The sequence below is a fragment of the Maribacter algicola genome (genome assembly GCF_003933245.1).
Taxonomy (GTDB): domain Bacteria; phylum Bacteroidota; class Bacteroidia; order Flavobacteriales; family Flavobacteriaceae; genus Maribacter; species Maribacter algicola.
This window is the reverse complement of the sequence record NZ_QUSX01000002.1, coordinates 968,977-987,594: the sequence shown is the minus strand read 5'-3', so window position 1 is coordinate 987,594 and position 18,618 is coordinate 968,977. Positions and strand designations below refer to the sequence as shown.

The following is an 18,618-nucleotide window of genomic DNA, read 5'->3' as shown; positions in this document are numbered from 1 at the left end:
TATTAGAGGATATGGAAAGGTTTTTATAATAAACAATCCGTCTTACATCTACTTAACTAATTACTCCGCAGCAAAAGGAAGTGAATAAGTCCTTCGTAGTGAAGGGTCAATTTTGGTTAAGCGGTAACCTGATTTCTTACCCTATGTTATTTTTCTGGGCAAGTTGTCTTATTTTAAGTCCAAAGGCAGCATAAACCAAGGTGGTAATAGGACTTAACCAATTGAATATGGCGAACATGAAATATTCCCCAACCCCAACGCCCAGTACACTGGATTGATAGGCCCCGCAGGTATTCCATGGTATAAGGACCGAGGTAACAGTCCCCGAGTCTTCTAGCGTCCGACTTAAGTTTTCGGGAGCCAAACCTTTATCCTCATAGGCCTTTTTGAACATTTTACCTGGGATGACCAAGGCAAGGTATTGGTCGCTAGCTATAACGTTTAGACCTATACAGCTTAAAACCGTACTGGCAAATAGCCCAAAAACGGTTTTGGCCACGGATAACAATGATTGGGTGATTCTGGATAAAGCACCTATGCCATCCATAATACCGCCAAAAACCATTGCGCAACAAATGAGGAATATGGTCCACAACATCCCTTTCATTCCGCCTGAGCTAAAAAGCTCGTTCAGTTTTTCGTTGTCCGTTACAATAGAGGTATCGCTCAAAATGGCATTAATAATCGCTCCAAACTTTGAATCGGAAAGTCCATTTAGGATTTCGACCTGAAATATAAAGGCAAATACGGCCGCTAAAACGACACCAATTCCCAAGGACAAAAGCGGTTTGGTCTTTAATAGGATCAATGCGATTACGACCAAAGGCACAATGAACAAATAGGGATTGATATTAAAGGTTTGGTCAATGGTGTTCAACAAACCGGTAACATCTGCGCTACCCGTGGTATCAATGTTTAAACTGATTATGGAAAATGTAACTAAAGTAATCAATATGGTGGGACCAGTGGTGTAGAACATATAATTGATATGTGTAAACAAGTCTGTACCGGCCATAGCGGGAGCCAAATTGGTCGTATCGCTCAAGGGTGACATCTTATCCCCAAAATAAGCTCCGGAAATAACGGCACCGGCTATCATGCCAGTGGGTATTCCCAAAGCAGTTCCAATTCCTACCAACGCTATCCCCACGGTGGCTGAAGTCGTCCAAGAACTACCCGTGGCGATGGAAATTATCGCGGCGATTACAATTGAAGCCGGAAGAAATATGGACGGACTTAAAACCTTTAATCCATAATACACCATGGCCGGAATGATTCCGCTTACAAGCCACGTACCCGCTAGTGCACCTACCAAGAACAAAATCATAATTGGAATGAATACGCTCCTAAGATTTTCCCAAATCTCTTGAACCATGGTGGCGAAGGAAGTTTTATTGAAAAAACCAACTAAAGCAGCGAAAAAACCTCCTATCAATAAAATGAATTGGTTGGAATATTCCCCGAACCACTCCCCATTGGCAAAGAAAATGTTATAGGCCAACATGGCCATTAAAAGAACCACCGGAATAAGGGCTTCCAAAAGATTAAGCTCCTTATTGGCTACGATATGTTCTTGCTCCCTATGTTCGTTGGTATTTTGTTCGGACATTTACTTTTCCTTTGGTTATACCGTAATATTACGATATATGGGATTGCTATGCAACCTGTAACTATCCGGTTATACGTCCATAGCATCCTTTTCAAGGATTTGTAAATCCAACATGCACCTTTTCATCAGGGTATAGGTTCTTTGGATATCATCGTCCAATCCTATGGAAAATCGGATAAGTCCGTCTCCAAGCCCCATGGCTTTTTGTTCTTCCATGGGTATCTCTGAGGATGTGGAAGTTCCCGGAGCGCTGAACAACGTTTTGTAGAATCCAAGGCTAACTGCCAAATAACCTAACTTTCTTTCCTGCATCATTTCCATCAAGGCATTTGCATTTTCCAAGGAACCTACGTCCAGAGTCATGAGTCCGCCATATCCATATTGAGGATTCATTTGATCCTCCATAATCAAATGACCTGGGTGCGACGATAATCCCGGATACACCACTCTTAAACCATCGGCTTCAAACTTTTCGGCCAAAAATTGTGCATTTTCACTATGTTTTTTAATCCTGATGTGTAGGGTACGCATATTCTTGAGAATGGAAGCTCCTCGCAGACTGTCCAATGTACTTCCCAAAAGCATACCGGCACCGTTGTTTACATCCTTAAGACTAAGACAGAACTCTTTGGTGCCACAAATTGCCCCGGCCACACAGTCACTGGATCCGTTGATAAATTTAGTTAGGCTGTGTATAACGATATCCGCTCCTAACTTAGCGGGAGTAATGGAAAGCGGGGAAAAAGTATTGTCGACCACGAGGGGCATTTCATTTTTTTTGGCGATTTTGGCGAGTGCCGATATATCCGCCACTTCCAATAAGGGATTGCTAACACTCTCACAATAAATCATTTTGGTTTTGGAGGTTATGGCATCTGCCACGGCACCTAAGTCCGTGATATCCAAAAAGGTAATATGTATATTGAATTTTTTCAGGAAATTTTTCATGAATGCATAGGTGCCACCATAAATGGTTCTGCTACTTATGATGTGGTCACCAGAATCACATAGTTGAAGGATGACCGCCGTAATAGCGCCCATTCCGCTAGCCGTAACGTTCGCCGTTTCCGTGCCTTCCAATGCGGCCAAGGCTTCGCCTAAATATAGGTTGGAAGGGGAGGAGTGCCTACTATATAAATAACAGCCTTCTGTATTGCCCTCAAACGTATCAAACATGGTTTTGGCGGATAGAAAAGTATAGGTGGAGGAATCTGATATGGAAGGATTGACCCCACCGTATTCCCCAAAGTATTGTAAATCCTGTAAATCGTTAGCTTCTTTGTGGCTCATAATTGTAATGATTTATCATCGAAATTATACATAATTAGATGAATTGTCAATGGATACACATATTAATAGAATATAAAACTATAAATGTTCATATTTTAGAATAAAGTTTTAAATTGTACGTTAGGAGTGTTAATATTTAGAATAAAATTCGGACATGAAGTTTGATGAAACCGATGAAAAATTATTGGGGCTTTTACAGGCCGATTGTAAAAAGACCACTAAGGAATACGCAGATAGTCTAGGGCTCTCTACCACAGCAGTTTATGAGCGTATTAAAAGATTGGAGCGTGCCAAGGTGATTACCTCCTATGTTGCCTTAATCGATAGATTCAAGGTCGACAAAGGTTTTACCGCCTTTTGCCATGTAAAATTGGTCCAGCATACACGGGACAATATCCGTCATTTTGAGCGGGAGATACTCAAACTTCATGAAGTGGTGGAGTGCCATCATTTGAGCGGCGATTTCGATTATATTCTTAAAATACATGTAAGGGATATGGAGGATTACAGGAATTTTATGGTGTCCAAATTGACCGCGATTCCGCATATTGGGAGCACACAGAGTTCCTTCACTATAAAAGAAGTAAAGCATTCTACTGTTATACCCCTCTAAAATTCAAAAAAGCAGTAATTTTACGTTGATAAAATACCATGGGTCAAGACCATGGGATTTTTTAGAACTTTAACTGAAAATCGACATTAGCGTCGAAATAGAATAAATCTCGATAAGCGAGTAAAAATTAAAATTTATGAATCAATACGATGTAGCCATTATTGGCTCTGGGCCAGGAGGATATGTAGCGGCCATTAGATGTGCCCAACTAGGAATGAAAACAGCGATTATAGAAAAATATCCAACTTTGGGAGGTACATGCCTTAATGTAGGGTGTATACCTTCAAAAGCCTTGTTGGATTCATCGCACCACTATGCCGATGCCATTAACCATTTTGAGGAACATGGCATTGAAATTCCGGGAGAGGTCAAGGTGAATTTGGAACAGATGATTGCTAGAAAGCAAGGTGTGGTAGATCAGACTACGAAGGGTATCCAGTTTTTGATGGACAAAAATAAAATAGATGTTTATGAAGGTATTGGGAGCTTTAAGGATGCCACCCATGTCAATATCAAAAAGAATGATGGCAAAACGGAAACTATAGAGGCAAAAAATATCATCATAGCTACAGGTTCCAAACCCGCCAGTTTGCCTTTCATCAAGATTGATAAAGAAAGGATTATAACCTCTACCGAAGCATTGAAATTAAAGGAAATTCCAAAACACATGATCGTTATTGGCGGTGGTGTTATTGGTTTGGAACTTGGTCAGGTCTATAGCAGACTGGGATCAGATGTGACCGTGGTAGAGTATATGGACAGAATTATTCCGGGAATGGACGGAGCGCTTTCCAAGGAACTCATGAAGGTCCTGAAAAAACAGAAAATCAAATTTGCTCTTTCGCACAAGGTAAAATCCGTAGAACGTAAAGGAGATACAATTACGGTTAAGGCTGATGATAAAAAAGGAGAGGAAGTGGTTTTTGAAGGTGATTACTGTTTGGTATCCGTGGGTAGAAAACCATATACTGATGGCTTGAATCTGGAAGCGGCCGGCGTGAAAATGGACGATAGGGGCCGAGTTGAGGTAGATGGACATCTTAAAACCAATGTGGACAATATATATGCAATTGGTGACGTGGTAAAAGGAGCGATGCTTGCCCACAAAGCTGAAGAAGAGGGTACTTTGGTAGCAGAACAGTTGGCAGGTCAGAAGCCGCATATTGATTATAACCTGATTCCGGGCGTAGTGTACACTTGGCCGGAAGTCGCTGCCGTTGGTAAAACGGAAGAAGAACTAAAGGATGCCGGAGTGGAATATAAAGTGGGTCAATTTCCTATGAGAGCCTTAGGACGTGCCCGTGCAAGTATGGACATAGACGGATTCGTAAAGATATTGGCCGATAAGAAAACCGATGAGGTTTTGGGTGTCCATATGATAGGGGCTCGTTGTGCCGATTTGATTACGGAAGCAGTAACCGCAATGGAATTTAGAGCCTCGGCCGAAGATATTTCCAGAATGAGCCACGCACACCCGACCTATGCAGAAGCCGTGAAGGAAGCAGCTTTAGCGGCAACGGATGATCGCGCATTACATATCTAACCCGCCATTGGGTTTATAAAACTAAGAGAGCGGCTATTCCAGCTGCTCTCTTAGTTTTTATGGCTCCCATCGCAATAGGGAGGATTTCCGGTTTTCTTGCAAGTGCATAAATAAGCTTTCTTGTCCTCTTCAACACTAAAGCCCAAGGAAGGTGGTTTGTTATGGGCCCTATGGGAACCATCACAAAATGGCTGATTGCTACTATGGCTACAGGTGCACCACGCATATTTTCTGTCCTTCTCTAAATCTACGGCAATGGGGCTATAGGATTTCTCACTCATAATTATAAAATTTTTTAGTTAAGGTAAGGGAAAAAAGCAATACCAAAAAGGAAGCACTAATTCTTTTGCAGTCCAAAAAGCTGAACCAATCGATAGGTCAACGTTCTAATTAAATTAAAACTTACAACGGCAAAGCGTTCTGTTTGAAGTCTAAGAATACAGATAAATCGATGGAAACCTTCCTTTATCCACGGTTTATGGTCCTCAAATTTTAGGGCTAAATAGGAACAGGCCAACATGAAACCTAGGGCTCCCAAAACTGTCGGCCATGGGTCCAAGGAATGATGGAAAAAGCGGTAGAGTCCAAACCCGGTAAAACTTCCATAAAGGATTATGAAGTGGATAATATAAATGGATAATGTACTTTGCCCAAGACGTAATCCTGTTCTGTTGGTTAAAAAGTGCCTAAATAGCATAAAAATGGAGAATACTATCAACACATCCCCTAGTCTAATAAACAAATAATTATTGGACGAAATATCAAAGAACAACTGTAGGCCGGTGATGCTGTACAAGAGGTCAAACATCGGGGAGGAAAGCCACATCAATACCAATCCTATTAAGGTAAACGTGGGTATAGCAACAGGATATAAATAGTTGTTTTCCTTAAATCTTGAGAAAATAATTGAAATGGATGCACCAATAGTTGCATAACCCAACCAAGGTATTATGGTAAATACAGAACCATTGGCCTTTGTGAAATAATTGGCAAGCCATATTGGGAGGCCATTAAAATCAAATCCCTTGTATACCGGTTCAAAAATAAAGAGCACTAGGGTACATGACAGAAGAACCAACGGAAATAACCATTTTTTCAATTTTGTCGTGAGGAGGTACATGGCAATGATACTTAAAATCGAAAGCCCAATGCAATGCAGAACATCCACTAAATAAAAGGAGCTGTAAATTTCACCTTTGAAAAGCCCAAAAAGGTTCGATCGTAATAGATAGCCAAAGAACAATAATTGCAATCCCCTTTTGATGCCTTTTTTTACCCTGGGGTTTTTCCAGCCTGTCTGCGGAACTTTTATCAGCAGATAGGTGAATATAAATCCTGAAACCGTAAAAAATACTGGTGCCGTTATCCCCCTAAAATATTTCCATACAGCGTACACGGTATTGGAACTATCTCGATGGATCGGGTCCAGCAGCCCATCTATAAAATGCCCTTGGAGCATCATTAAAATGGCCCAAGCTCTAATAGCGTCTATAAAAAACAACCTTGTACTGCGTTTGTCCATAAAGAAACTTAAATACCCTATATACTTAATTTACAGTGGAATTGGATCTTTTAGGCTGCGAAATTAGATAAATTACTGGTAACTCAATGGCTTTTGGACTATTTTAGTCCTTCAACTTCATAAGGTATACTATGTCCTTTATATTGGCTTTTGCCGGAAGTAATTCTTCCACTTCCATAAATTTTGAATTGGTAAAATATACGTGCTCCCTGATCGAAGGAGAAGAAGTACGACTCATGAACATGTCTAATTGCCCGTTTCCCATGTATAGTGAGGATCATGAAAAAGAACATGGGTTTTCCAATTCCCTTAACGAGATGAAAAGGGACATTCAATTTTCAAAGGGGGTTATTGTTTCAGTCAATGAACATAATAGCTATCCTTCGGCTTATTTCAAAAATCTTTTGGATTGGCTGTCCAGATTGGATAGGAACTTTATTAGGGACAAAAAGGTCATGCTCATGTCAACCTCCAAAGGTAAGAGAGGGGCTGTTGGAGCTTTGGAAGTATCCGAAAAACTTTTTACCAGGTTTGGTGCCCATGTAATAGGTACTTTTTCCTTACCTAGTTTTGGTGAAAATTTTGATAGGGAAAAAGGAATTCTGGATATCGAATTGGGCGATACTCATCGATCAGTACTAAATGATTTTCTAAAATCCTTGCACTAAGATTGTTGAGGAAACAGATTGTTCATACCGTTGAGGACATCGCATCATTCAAAAGAAGTCTGCTCCGTTGGACACATGATTTCGATGAAATTGTCTGGTTGGACTCGAACCAACACAATCATTCATATCCTTCCTTTGATGTACTCCTGGCCGTGGACGGGCTAACGGGAATTTCAACGGACCATAATCACGCTTTTGATAATTTAAAGGAGTATCAATCACAGCTGAACGATTGGATATTCGGGTATCTTTCCTACGATTTAAAAAATGATGTAGAAGATTTGGTTTCCCATAATTTTGATGGGTTGGAATTTCCGGAACTATACTTTTTTCAGCCTAAAAAAATCATTCAGATTAAGGGTTCGGAAATCACTTTCCTATATATGAACTTCGTAGCCGATGAAATACAAAAGGACTTTGAAACTATTTTGGGCATCGATGTGGCTCATCCTGCACATCACGAAAAAAAGGAAAGACCATCCATAAGAATGCGCATTTTTAAGGACGAGTATTTTGAAAAATTGGACCGGATATTGGGGTATATCCATCATGGCGATATTTATGAGGTAAATTTTTGTCAGGAATTTTATTGCGAAGGGTTGGACTTGAATCCTTTGTCCATTTATGAAAGGTTGAATGAAATTTCAAAACCTCCCTTTGCGACCTTTATGAAAGTATGGGATAAATATGCGCTCTGTGCCAGTCCTGAGCGATTTTTAAAAAAGGAAGGAAACAAAATAATATCCCAACCGATCAAGGGAACGGCCGCCCGATCCCATAATCCCGATGAAGATGAAGCATTAAAAAGGAAATTGGGTATGGATGAAAAGGAGCGATCTGAAAATGTGATGATCGTGGATTTGGTTCGAAATGATCTTTCCAAGAATGCCTTGAAGGGTACCGTTCAGGTCGAGGAATTGTGCAAAATATATTCTTTTCCGCAGGTCCATCAAATGATTTCAACCATTTCATGCGAAGTAGGTGACCATGAAAACCCGGTGGACATTATACGAAGTTGTTTTCCAATGGGAAGCATGACCGGGGCTCCCAAGGTATCCGCTATGAAAGTTATAGAAGAAGTTGAATCCTTCAAGAGGAGCGTTTACAGTGGGGCAGTGGGTTATTTTACTCCTGATGGCGATTTTGATTTTAATGTGGTCATTAGAAGTATCCTTTACAATAGCACCAATAAATATCTTTCCTATGCTGTAGGAGGTGCCATCACGGCTAAATCGGATCCAGAAAAGGAATATTTGGAATGTCTTTTAAAAGCTAAGGCCATGCGACAGGTCTTGGAGGAACTTTAAACAAGGTCCAAATACATAATTGGTTAACTTTGTGCCATGCTCAAGGATTTTCAATCGCATATCTCCAAAAACTTTCCAGAACTGCTAAAAAATAAATTTTTATTGGCATGTAGTGGCGGGTTGGACAGTGTTCTGCTGTCTTATCTATGCAAGCAAAACCATATGGATTTCATTCTGGCACATTGTAATTTTAGATTGAGAGGCGCGGAAAGTAATGGCGATGAGTATTTTGTGAAGGAAATGGGGCATCGGTTGGGTAAGCCTGTTTATGTGACCCATTTTGATACCATGGGCTATGTGAACAACCACAACGTTTCCGTACAAATGGCCGCTAGGGACTTACGCTATCATTGGTTTAAGGGATTGATGGAGGAGCACGGAATAGATTTTTTGGTTACTGCCCATCATGCAGATGACAACCTGGAAACCTTTTTGATCAACCTTTCACGGGGCACCGGGATAGAAGGTTTAACGGGCATTCCGGAAATTTCGAACCAAATAAGACGTCCCTTGCTTAAGTATACGCGACGAAGCATTTTAGAGTATGCACAAAAATCCAACCTGGAATGGAGGGAAGATGAAAGTAATTGCGATACCAAATATCTACGGAACAAAATCCGATTGGAAATTGTTCCCAAGCTCAAGGAGCTGCATCCCAACTTTATGGATAATTTTGAAAGGACTTTGGGTTACCTCAAGGAGACCCGGGAAATTTCAAATAATGAACTCAAAAGGGTGAAGCGGGAACTTTTTAAGAAAGATGATCAATACTGGAAAATTTCGATATCGGAATTAAAAAATCTACAACCCATTGAAGGGTACTTGCATGGCTTATTTCAGGAGTACGGATTTACGCAATGGAACGATATCCTGCTTTTGCTGGATGCCCTAAGTGGAAAGACTATTTATGCTGAAAATTATGTGCTGCTCAAAAACCGAAATCATCTTATTTTGCGCAAAAATGAAGGGGAGGAGCCGGGGGAATTTGAGATTCAGGAAGGTGTAACTGAGATTCAGGCTCCCATAGGTTTGGAAATACAGGAAGTATCGGAAAAAAAGGATAACCACGGGAATATAATTTATGTTGATAAAAATGCGTTAAAGTTTCCGTTGGCAGTAAGGAAATGGAAGGAAGGCGACTATTTCTATCCTTTGGGAATGCAGGGAAAAAAGAAACTTTCCAAGTATTTCAAGGACGAAAAATTGGACCTTTTTGCCAAGAAGGAACAATGGTTGCTTTGCTCAAACGGTGAAATCGTTTGGGTAATAGGAAGGCGGGCAGATGACCGATTTAAAGTGAAGGATACAACAAAGCAGATATTAAGCATAGCAATACAATGAGAAATATACTAGTAGCATTTATTATTCTGTTCCTACCATTTATGGGCTTTTCACAGAGTGATGAAAACCCGGTGATATGGAGTCACGAAGTCAATAAAATTTCAGACACCGAATTTGATTTGATTATAAAAGGCGATATTCACGAAGGTTGGCATGTGTATTCCCAGTTCACCGATGAAGGAGGTGCCTTACCCAGTGAATTCAAATTCTTTGAAGTAGATAAGGACTACGCTTTGGTGGGCGATGCAAAGGAGAGTCCCACCGTAAAGGAGTATAGTGACATTTTTGAGGTGGAGGAAACTTTTTTTAAGGAGGAAGCCATCTTTACCCAACGCATAAAGCTGTTAAATCCGGATGTAAATCAAATAAAAGTCAACCTGTTTTATCAGGTCTGTAAAGAGGTCTGTATACCCGCTGATATTGACTTTATATTTTCCCTGGATGGTTCTGAGGCGGTGGCAGAAACCGTTGCGCTGGACGAAAAAAGTAAGCTGCTGACGGCCAATCTGAAACTGGACCTAAAAAATAAGGCCTTGCTGAGTCAGGGTCAGGAAAATATTGGATCAGGTTCCAATTTGTGGGTGATTTTCGGTCTGGGATTTCTAGGTGGACTTATTGCTTTATTGACACCATGTGTATTCCCCATGATTCCGCTTACGGTTTCCTTTTTTACCAAACATTCGGAGAAAAAGTCCAAAGGAATAGCCAATGCATTGCTCTATGGCTTTTTCATTGTTCTGATCTATTTTCTTTTGAGTCTGCCCTTTCATTTGTTTGATTCTGTAGATTCCCAGATTCTCAATACTATTGCTACAAACGTATGGCTAAACTTGGCCTTTTTTGCCATTTTCATATTCTTTGCTTTCTCGTTTTTTGGCTATTATGAGTTGACCTTGCCAAGTTCCTGGGCCAATAAGATGGACGCTGCATCCTCCAAGATAGGTGGTGCCTTGGGAATCTTCTTTATGGCCGTAACCTTGGCAATCGTATCTTTTTCCTGTACAGGACCCATTTTAGGCGGACTTCTTGGGGGCACCACCTTGGCAGAAGGTGATGTGGCCACCAACCTTTCTGCGGGAATGACCGGTTTTGGCGTGGCGTTGGCCTTTCCATTTGCTTTATTTGCGTTGTTTCCGGCTTGGTTGAATTCTCTTCCAAAATCTGGAGGATGGATGACCACGGTTAAGGTGGTTCTGGGCTTTCTGGAAATTGCACTAGCGTTAAAATTCCTATCCAATGCCGATTTGGTGGGACATTGGGGAATCCTAAAAAGAGAGGTTTTTATTGGAATTTGGATTCTAATAGGAATATTGACAACCCTATACCTCTTTGGAATTTTCAGGTTCCCACATGACGGACCCAAAGGAAAATTGTCAAAGGGTAGGATTGCCGTGGGGGTTGTAAGTGCTCTTTTTAGTTTATATCTGATATTGGGCCTTGCCGGAGTTTCCAATCTTAAACTATTGAGCGGTTTTCCGCCGCCTGAATTTTATAGTGTTTTTGAGCAGGAATCCGATTGTCCCCTGGGCATCGACTGCTTTAAGGACTTTGAAACGGGATTGGCCTATGCCAAGGAACAAGAAAAACCTATTTTGTTGGACTTTACGGGATGGGCATGTGTTAACTGTAGGAAAATGGAGGAGAACGTTTGGAGCGAGCCGGATGTATATCAAATCCTAAAGAATGACTACGTGCTTATCTCCCTATATGTGGATGACCGAAAGGAGCTACCGGAGGAAGAACAGTTTAATTTTCAATACGATTCCGGACGGATAAAGCGCATAGGCAACATTGCCCAAAAATGGGGAACTTTCCAGGATGTGAATTTTAATGCCGTGTCCCAGCCTTTTTATGTGTTGTTGTCACCGGACTTGGAAGTACTAAATACATCCATTCAAAATACGGATGCCGATACGTATAAAAATTGGCTATTGGAAGGGCTTAGGACTTTTGAGAAAAGGGAACTTTCCATCGTTCCCTAATAAATTCTGAAACCTCTTTCAGGCTTCAAAAATTTAACCCTAAATTACGGGTGTATTTTTTTGAACATTCATGAAACTAGCAAAGAAAATAGGGTACATTATTTTGGCCCTTATCCTCCTTATTGTCATATCAGGGTACGTATTTGTAGAACTGCACAAGCCTGATTATGCGGGCGAAAAAAAACTCCCGAACCTTCAAAACGAGGTCCAAGTGTATTTTGATGAATATGGGGTTCCCCATATTTACGGTCAATCCGAAGAAGATGCCTTTAGGGCACTGGGCTATGTACATGCCCAGGACAGACTTTGGCAAATGGAACTTCTAAGAAGAATTGGGAGCGGTGGACTCTCCGAAGTCTTTGGTAAGGATTTAATCGGTACGGATAAATTCTTTCTTTCCTTGGGAATTGATGAAGCCTCCAAGGAAGCAGTCTCCAAACTAGATGGCAATAGTGCGGGTGTTTCCATTATCAATGCCTATTTGGACGGACTTAATCAGTTTGTGGAAGAAGGTCCAACCCCTATAGAGTTCTATTTGACCGGTATTGAGAAGAACAAGTTTACTATTACCGATGTCTACAATACCATGGGCTATATGGCCTTTAGTTTTGCCATGGGGCATAAAACCGACCCATTATTGAGCAATATCAAGGATAAATTAGGGCCCGAGTATTTAAAGGATTTGGCTATTCATTCCGATGCTAGCACCGTTTGGATAAGGAACTACAAAGAATCTTCTAAAGATTCCATAGGAAATTCCGTTACAGCCATGGTGACCGATGCGCTGGGTAAATTAAAGCTTCCCCTTTTTGAAGGAAGTAACAGCTGGGTCTTAGCTCCTCCAAAAACAAAAAATGGGAAGGTCATCTTTGCCAACGATCCCCATATTGGCTTTGCACAACCTTCGGTTTGGTACGAGGCCCATGTAGAAACGCCCACCTACTCAAAATACGGCTATCACATTGCCGGTATTCCTTTTCCAGTGCTAGGCCACAATCGTGATATCGCCTATGGGATGACCATGTTCGAAAATGATGATGTAGATTTTTACTTTGAGGAAAATAATCCTGATGATGCGGATCAGTATCGACTAAACGGTACTTGGACGAATTATGAAAAAGTGACCAAAACCATCAAGGTGAAGGATTCAGTGGCTATTGAATTTACTTTTAAAAAATCCGTACATGGCCCCATCTTAAATGGCATTGCGAACCAAATCCAAGGAGAACGCCCTATATCCATGTATTGGGTGTATACACAGGAAGAAAATACGGTGGTCGATGCTTTTTACGAAATAAGCCATGCCACGAATCTTAACGAGTTTATATTGGCCTTACCAAAAATCCATGCACCCGGTCTAAACATTATGTATGGCGATGCAGAAGGGAATATTGGGTGGTTCGCCACGGCCAAACTATGGCAGGTTCCGGATAGTATCAATACCAAATTGGTCTACGAACCCGATAATAGGCCCAACGAGAAAAGAGAATTTTTAAAATTCGAAGCGAATCCACAAGCGGTAAACCCACCATGGAACTACGTCTACTCGGCCAATAACCAACCGGATTCCATATCGGGAATGCTATATCCGGGGTATTATCTGCCAGAAAACAGGGCCAAGCGAATCGTTCAATTGTTGGACCCAAAAAACGATTGGGATAAGAAAGACATTTCCAATATGATTTTGGATGTGAACTCCCCCGTACATTTGGAAACTACCAAAGACCTAATTAACTCTTTGAATAGTAAGGAATTGACGGAAAAGGAAATCGAAGTTCTAGATCTTTTGAAAGCTTGGGACGGTACCTATTCATTGGATAATATTGGTGGAACGATTTACACGCGTTGGGTATATCAAGTTTTGGAAAATATATTCAAGGATGAATTGGGCACGGAATTATTTGATCAATTGTTATCGACCCACATGCTAAAGAGAACCATTGCACCTATAATTGAGACTGAAAATTCAGTTTGGTGGGATGATGTCAAAACTTCCGATACCAAAGAAAATAGAAGTGACATTTTAGAAAAGTCCTTGATGGAGGCCATAGCTTCCTTAGAATCAGATTTGGGACCTGCAATTGATAGTTGGACTTGGAACAAAGTGCATACCTTGGAACATGGCCATCCCATTGGTCAGGTGGAAGCTTTACGTTCTTTTTTCAATGTAGGGCCTTTTCCGATCGATGGCAGTAGGGAGACCATCAACAATTTGGGCTTTCCCTTCGATAGTTCAGGTCTGTATAAAGTTAGTTCCGGTCCATCGACAAGAAGAATCGTCGATTTCTCAGATGTTGAAAATAGCATCAGTATATTGCCCACGGGTCAATCCGGAAATCCATTCAGCGAACATTACAAGGACCAGGCTGAGATGTATGTAAAGGGGAAATTTAGAAAGATGATGATGAACAAGGAGGAGGTTCAAAATACTGCAAACTCGACTTTAATATTTAGAAATTAATAGTTTGTCAATTTCTATTAAGAAGTTACTTTAAGTATAAACCTCCATTTCTGTCGATTCGTTAATTCCCTATGAGAAGTAGCCTTTATTTTGTGCTCCTATAAGGATTTTTGTTATTTTTAGTGGACAACCACCACTATGAAAAGTACCAAACTTATTTCTGTCTTGTCTACAGTTGTTTTCTCATTCAATATTTTGATAGGCCAGGAATCAACCAACATTTCTGGAAACTACACCAATATTCCGCTAAAGGATGCCCTTCTGGACATTGAATCAAAAACCGATTATCGCTTCTTTTTCTTGGATGATAGGATGAAAGAAGAAAAGGTAAACTTAAGTTTCAATGCTTTGGAAATAAGCGAAGTACTTGATATAATTTTGGAATCCTCTGCATATAATTACTACATAAAAGAAGATGATAAACGGATATTCATTATCAAAAATGCCATTATTTATGATGAATTGCCCGATGGATTTTTTAAGGATTCAACAAAAGAAGAGGGGGACAGTTCAATTGGGCAAAGGTCAAATGCCCCGCCTCCCACTTTTTATAATGAAGAGGTACGGTCAACCGCCAAAAGATATCCCGTTGTGCGGATTGGAAAGTCAGATCCCAATAACCTGCAACTGGAGTATACGCTATCAGGAAAGGCCATAAACTCGGTTACAGGTGAACCTGTTCCGGATTTGACCATCCGTGTTAAGAATGCAGATAGTTTTGTAATAACGGACAGCAATGGAAACTTTTCAATCCAATTACCATCGGGCTATAATATTTTGGTAGTAAGGGCCATGGGTATAGCTTCTACGGAGCGTGAAGTAATCATGTACAATGATGGGAATTTGGAGTTGTTATTGGAAGAAGGCCTCCAACAATTGGATGAGGTTGTGGTTCAGGCAGACGCGGCAAGGAACGTTGAAGATGCCGATACTGGAAGTGAACAGATAGATTCCGAGGCTTCCAAAAACATACCCCTGGTATTGGGAGAGCGTGATATTTTACAAGTGGCAAAGGCACTTCCAGGTATTTCTTCGGCAGGGGAGGGTGCAACCGGTTTAAACGTCCGCGGAGGTAAAACGGACCAAAATCTGGTACTTTTAGATGATGCGGTCATTTACAATCCACAACACTTTTTCGGTATTTTTCAAGCTTTGAATCCATTTACCACCAAGGGTGTGGATATTTATAAGGGTGCTATGCCCGTGGAATTCGGGGGGCGACTTTCCTCCGTATTTGATATACGTACCAAAAACGGCAATGTGGAGAAGCTGGCAGGAGAAGGTTCTATAGGTCCGGTTACCGGTAATTTTGCACTTGAGATTCCTATAGTCAAGGAAAAATCCTCTCTTGTGGTTGGAGGACGTGGTGCCTATGCCGATTGGATTTTGCGCTCTTTGGACGAGCCTTCCTTGAATAATAGCAATGCCAGTTTTTTTGATGGAATCGTAAAATATCACCATAAAATCAATGACAATAACGAGGTAAAGGCAACGGCGTATTATAGTAAGGACGCCTTTAGTATAACCTCGGATTCGTTATACAATTATGATAACAGGTTGTTTTCGTTGAGATGGGACAGAAAAATGGGCGAGAGGACCACAACGGCCATGGTGTTGGGCAATAGTAATTATGGTTTTGGAATCGATTTTGACGGACAGGCGAATACCGATTTCAACTTGGATTATAGTATTAATGAAACCGAGTTCAAATATAAATTTAGAACCTTACTGAATGAAAGAAATACGCTGGATTATGGAATTTCTGCCAAATATTATTCGGTCAACCCTGGAAGTATACGTCCAGACGGGAATGAATCAAATGTTAGCACAATAAGAATTGATAAGGAACAAGCTGTGGAGGGCGCACTGTTTTTGGGAGATGAATTCAAATTGAACGATAAATTATTATTCGATTTGGGAGTGAGGTATGCCTTTTTTGCCGCTTTGGGTCCGGGTACACAACGAAACTATCAAGAGGGTTTTCCAAAGAACGAGTCCACTGCCCAAGAAACAATTTCTTATGATGGGGCAGAAATTATAAAGACATACGGTGGACCGGAAGCAAGGTTTTCAGCCAGATATCTTTTTACACCGGATTTTTCAATCAAGGCCAGTTTTAATAATTCGTATCAATTCCTACATACACTTTCCAATAATACTACGGTTTCCCCAATCGACACCTGGAAACTTTCTGATTTGAATATTGCTCCCCAGACAGGGTATCAAGCTTCTTTGGGACTTTACAAAAACTTCAAGGAAAACGAATATGAATTGAGCTTGGAAGGATATTATAAGGGCATGGACAATGTGTTGGACTTTAAAACGGGGGCCGACCTATTTCTAAACGAGAACGTAGAGACCGAAGTACTGCAAGGGGATGGCAAAGCTTATGGAGTGGAGTTTTTGGCAAAGAAAAATAGGGGTGATCTAAATGGGTGGCTTAGTTATACCTATTCCAGATCATTATATCGTTTTGATAGTGAATTCAGCGAAGAGCGTATCAATAACGGCGAATTTTTCCCGTCGAATTTTGATAGGCCCCATGATGTAAGTGTTATCACCAATTATCGTATTACCAGAAGGTATAGCCTATCGGCAAACTTTGTGTATCAGACGGGTAGGCCCGTTACCTATCCCATAGGTACTTTTCGTTTTAACAATGCCGATTTTGTTGCTTTTAGTGACAGGAACGAATTCCGTATTCCGGATTTTTATAGGTTGGATTTAGGGCTGAATATCGAAGGGAATCATAAGAAAAACAAACTCGCCCATAGTTTTGTGACCATATCGGTATATAATGTCTTGGGAAGGAACAATCCCTATTCGGTATTCTTTGTGACAGAAAATGGTGAGGTAAAGGCCTTGCAAAGTTCCATATTTGCTATCCCTATACCATCTATCACTTATAATTTTAAGTTTTAAGGACTATGTTGAGAAGGCGCAATACAAATAAATGGAAGTTGGTTTCTTTTTGCTGGCTTTGTTGTTGTCTAATGGCCTGTATTGATGATTTTGAAATTGAAAATATAACCGACGTTTTAGAGGGGTATTTAGTCGTGGATGCTAGGATTACAGATTGGAATGGTAAGCAAACAATTTTTCTATCGAGAACCTTTGCTTTGGAGGATTCAGAACCATCGCCTGAAAAGGGAGCCTTGGTGGCTATAATTGATGAAATGGGTGGGCGTATCGGTTTTCAGGAAATTGCACCTGGAAATTATACCAATGAGGGAAACTTATCCTTAAAAAGCAGTAGTATATATAAGCTCGAAATAATCACAAGAGATGGGGTTAGGTATATGTCCGAAGAAGTAAGGTTGCCAAACAAAGTACCCATCGTAGACTTGCGTGCCGAAGGGAGGCTTAATGGATTTAGCTCGGATGGATTGGCGATCCTGTTGGACAATGGGGGTATTCCCGACCAATCTGGTTACTTTAGATTTGAATTTGAAGAAACTTATCAAATTGTTGCACCCTATCCAAACCCCTTTGATTGGGATGAAATAGATTATGACATCAATGATGGCGATGGTTGGGAAGTTACCATAGCTGGGCGTACGGAACCTGTAAATATCTGTTACGGAAATAGTGCTTCAAGGGACATTATCCTTTCATCTACGGAAGATTTGCTGTCGGGTGGGTTGGATGATTTCGTTGTTCGGTTTATAGCAAAGGACAATCCCATAATTTCACATAGGTACAGTATTTTGGTCAAGCAATACCACCACGATATCAATGCAAGGGCCTTCTTTGAAACATTGAACAGTTTTTCTAGTTTAGAAAGTATTTTTAGCAATGTACAAACCGGTCGTTTGGAAGGTAACATACAAGTTCAAAATTCTGATGTAACGTTGGTTTTTGGATACTTTGAATTGAGTTCTTACAGTGAAAAAAGGTTGTTTTTAAATTATAGGGACTTTTTCCCAGATGAAGAACTACCACCTTACTTTATGAATTGTGCTACGGGAGCACCTGCCCTTTATCCTAGGGGGTTTCATTTAACTCCAGCCGAAGGAGGTGGTTTTGTTATTGATGGAACCAATAGTTCCCCATTAATAGAAGGTATTTTGGCAGGTCTTTATGCTTACCATGCGGATAATGACGATTTTGAAAATCTCCTTAGCGAAGGAAGCCCACTGGGTGGTCTAGCTCCGTTTTTAGTGAAGCCCCTGGGATGTGTGGATTGTGGAACTTTTGGAAGCTATGAAAAACCGGATTTTTGGATTGATTAATTGATGAATGGAAGATGATTAGAGCACTAATTTTTGAACCGAATTCTAAA

General features: G+C 40.7%; 13 protein-coding genes. 9 read left to right on the top strand and 4 right to left on the bottom strand.

What is annotated here, in order from left to right; translation table 11 throughout:
* Positions 1–136 precede the first annotated feature (136 nt).
* Positions 137–1,609, bottom strand: a complete 1,473-nt coding sequence (gene nhaC / locus DZC72_RS13560; RefSeq protein WP_125223444.1) for a Na+/H+ antiporter NhaC — start codon at positions 1,607–1,609, stop codon at positions 137–139.
* A 69-nt stretch (positions 1,610–1,678) separates the two neighbouring features.
* Positions 1,679–2,899, bottom strand: a complete 1,221-nt coding sequence (locus DZC72_RS13555) for an aminotransferase class I/II-fold pyridoxal phosphate-dependent enzyme (RefSeq protein WP_125223443.1) — start codon at positions 2,897–2,899, stop codon at positions 1,679–1,681.
* 154 nt (positions 2,900–3,053) lie between these two features.
* On the opposite strand from DZC72_RS13555, the gene DZC72_RS13550 reads away from it, so the two are divergent.
* Both DZC72_RS13550 and lpdA read left to right on the top strand, forming a co-directional pair.
* Positions 3,054–3,512 carry an Lrp/AsnC family transcriptional regulator gene (locus tag DZC72_RS13550; RefSeq protein WP_125223442.1) on the top strand — a complete coding sequence of 153 codons (459 nt, stop codon included), beginning with the start codon at positions 3,054–3,056 and terminating at the stop codon, positions 3,510–3,512.
* A 136-nt stretch (positions 3,513–3,648) separates the two neighbouring features.
* Positions 3,649–5,055, top strand: coding sequence for a dihydrolipoyl dehydrogenase (gene lpdA / locus DZC72_RS13545; protein ID WP_125223441.1), 1,407 nt, complete (start codon positions 3,649–3,651; stop codon positions 5,053–5,055).
* A gap of 50 nt (positions 5,056–5,105) precedes the next feature.
* On the opposite strand, the gene DZC72_RS13540 is transcribed toward lpdA, so the two are convergent.
* On the bottom strand, positions 5,106–5,336 hold the full coding sequence (locus tag DZC72_RS13540; RefSeq protein ID WP_125223440.1) for a CDGSH iron-sulfur domain-containing protein: 231 nt from the start codon (positions 5,334–5,336) through the stop codon (positions 5,106–5,108).
* 56 nt (positions 5,337–5,392) lie between these two features.
* Positions 5,393–6,577: a heparan-alpha-glucosaminide N-acetyltransferase domain-containing protein gene (locus tag DZC72_RS13535; protein WP_125223439.1), complete on the bottom strand. Its 1,185-nt coding sequence runs from the start codon at positions 6,575–6,577 to the stop codon at positions 5,393–5,395.
* A gap of 131 nt (positions 6,578–6,708) precedes the next feature.
* Between DZC72_RS13535 and DZC72_RS13530 the strand changes: the two genes are divergently transcribed.
* From DZC72_RS13530 to DZC72_RS13500, 7 genes are all read left to right on the top strand, one after another.
* Positions 6,709–7,245 carry an NADPH-dependent FMN reductase gene (locus tag DZC72_RS13530; protein WP_125223438.1) on the top strand — a complete coding sequence of 179 codons (537 nt, stop codon included), beginning with the start codon at positions 6,709–6,711 and terminating at the stop codon, positions 7,243–7,245.
* A 5-nt stretch (positions 7,246–7,250) separates the two neighbouring features.
* Entirely contained in the window at positions 7,251–8,552 is a 1,302-nt protein-coding gene (locus DZC72_RS13525) for an anthranilate synthase component I family protein (RefSeq protein ID WP_125223437.1), read from the top strand.
* 36 nt (positions 8,553–8,588) lie between these two features.
* On the top strand, positions 8,589–9,893 hold the full coding sequence (gene tilS, locus DZC72_RS13520) for a tRNA lysidine(34) synthetase TilS (protein WP_125223436.1): 1,305 nt from the start codon (positions 8,589–8,591) through the stop codon (positions 9,891–9,893).
* A complete protein-coding gene (locus DZC72_RS13515; protein WP_125223435.1) occupies positions 9,890–11,875 on the top strand; it encodes a protein-disulfide reductase DsbD family protein in 1,986 nt (661 codons plus the stop codon). The genes tilS and DZC72_RS13515 overlap by 4 nt, the downstream gene beginning before the upstream one ends.
* 70 nt (positions 11,876–11,945) lie before the next feature.
* Entirely contained in the window at positions 11,946–14,336 is a 2,391-nt protein-coding gene (locus tag DZC72_RS13510) for a penicillin acylase family protein (RefSeq protein ID WP_125223434.1), read from the top strand.
* Between the two features lie 138 nt (positions 14,337–14,474).
* The gene (locus tag DZC72_RS13505; protein ID WP_125223433.1) at positions 14,475–17,258 is read left to right on the top strand and encodes a TonB-dependent receptor; all 2,784 of its coding nucleotides are present in this window, start codon (positions 14,475–14,477) and stop codon (positions 17,256–17,258) included.
* A 71-nt stretch (positions 17,259–17,329) separates the two neighbouring features.
* A complete protein-coding gene (locus DZC72_RS13500) occupies positions 17,330–18,568 on the top strand; it encodes a DUF4249 domain-containing protein (protein WP_165869327.1) in 1,239 nt (412 codons plus the stop codon).
* The last annotated feature ends 50 nt before the right edge of the window (positions 18,569–18,618 follow it).

Bases quoted from the DNA above. Each gene is read 5' to 3' on its own strand.
- nhaC (WP_125223444.1), bottom strand. From the start codon at position 1,609: ATGTCCGAACAAAATACCAACGAACATAGGGAGCAAGAACATATCGTA.
- DZC72_RS13555 (WP_125223443.1), bottom strand. From the start codon at position 2,899: ATGAGCCACAAAGAAGCTAACGATTTACAGGATTTACAATACTTTGGG.
- DZC72_RS13550 (WP_125223442.1), top strand. From the start codon at position 3,054: ATGAAGTTTGATGAAACCGATGAAAAATTATTGGGGCTTTTACAGGCC.
- lpdA (WP_125223441.1), top strand. From the start codon at position 3,649: ATGAATCAATACGATGTAGCCATTATTGGCTCTGGGCCAGGAGGATAT.
- DZC72_RS13540 (WP_125223440.1), bottom strand. From the start codon at position 5,336: ATGAGTGAGAAATCCTATAGCCCCATTGCCGTAGATTTAGAGAAGGAC.
- DZC72_RS13535 (WP_125223439.1), bottom strand. From the start codon at position 6,577: ATGGACAAACGCAGTACAAGGTTGTTTTTTATAGACGCTATTAGAGCT.
- DZC72_RS13530 (WP_125223438.1), top strand. From the start codon at position 6,709: ATGTCCTTTATATTGGCTTTTGCCGGAAGTAATTCTTCCACTTCCATA.
- tilS (WP_125223436.1), top strand. From the start codon at position 8,589: ATGCTCAAGGATTTTCAATCGCATATCTCCAAAAACTTTCCAGAACTG.
- DZC72_RS13515 (WP_125223435.1), top strand. From the start codon at position 9,890: ATGAGAAATATACTAGTAGCATTTATTATTCTGTTCCTACCATTTATG.
- DZC72_RS13510 (WP_125223434.1), top strand. From the start codon at position 11,946: ATGAAACTAGCAAAGAAAATAGGGTACATTATTTTGGCCCTTATCCTC.
- DZC72_RS13505 (WP_125223433.1), top strand. From the start codon at position 14,475: ATGAAAAGTACCAAACTTATTTCTGTCTTGTCTACAGTTGTTTTCTCA.
- DZC72_RS13500 (WP_165869327.1), top strand. From the start codon at position 17,330: ATGGCCTGTATTGATGATTTTGAAATTGAAAATATAACCGACGTTTTA.